This is a genomic window from Streptomyces niphimycinicus (genome assembly GCF_018883605.1).
Classification (GTDB): domain Bacteria; phylum Actinomycetota; class Actinomycetes; order Streptomycetales; family Streptomycetaceae; genus Streptomyces; species Streptomyces niphimycinicus.
The window spans coordinates 1-566 of record NZ_JAHLEM010000307.1; the positions used below are offsets into that span (position 1 = coordinate 1).

Annotated in this window: 1 pseudogene; it reads left to right on the forward strand. The window is 70.1% G+C overall.

The features are described from left to right. A pseudogene (locus KN815_RS26230) lies at positions 1 to 566 on the forward strand (indolepyruvate ferredoxin oxidoreductase family protein); the annotation flags it as partial.

Here is a 566-nt window from a genome sequence, read left to right on the forward strand (position 1 = left end):
CTGGTGCGTGTCCTCTTCGACCGGATCAGGCATGACCGGCGGGTGGGGCGGGATACCGCGGCCTTCGTCTCGGGGTACGAGGGTTCCCCCCTGGCCGGCTTCGATCTGGAGTTGGCGCGGCGCTCCGCGTTGCTGGCCGGGCATGCCGTCTCGCATCAGCCGGGGTTGAACGAGGAGCTGGCGGCCACCTCGGTGATGGGCAGTCAACTGGCGGGTGAGGCGGGCCGTATGCGGCCGGACGGGGTGATCGGGCTCTGGTATGGCAAGTCCCCGGGGCTGGACCGTGCGGCCGACGCCATCCGGCACGCCAATCTTGTGGGCGTCCCGGCCGTCGGCGGTGCGCTCGCGCTTGTCGGCGACGATCCGGTGGCCAAGTCCTCGACGGTGCCCTGCGCGTCCGAACGTGTCCTGGCGGACCTGGCGTTGCCGGTTCTCTACCCGGCGGATACGCAGGACATCCTGGATTACGGACTGCACGCGGTGGAACTGTCCCGGGCCAGTGGGGTCTGGGCTGCGATGAAGGTGGTCACCAATGTGGCGGACGCGGCCGGCACCGCGACTGTCGA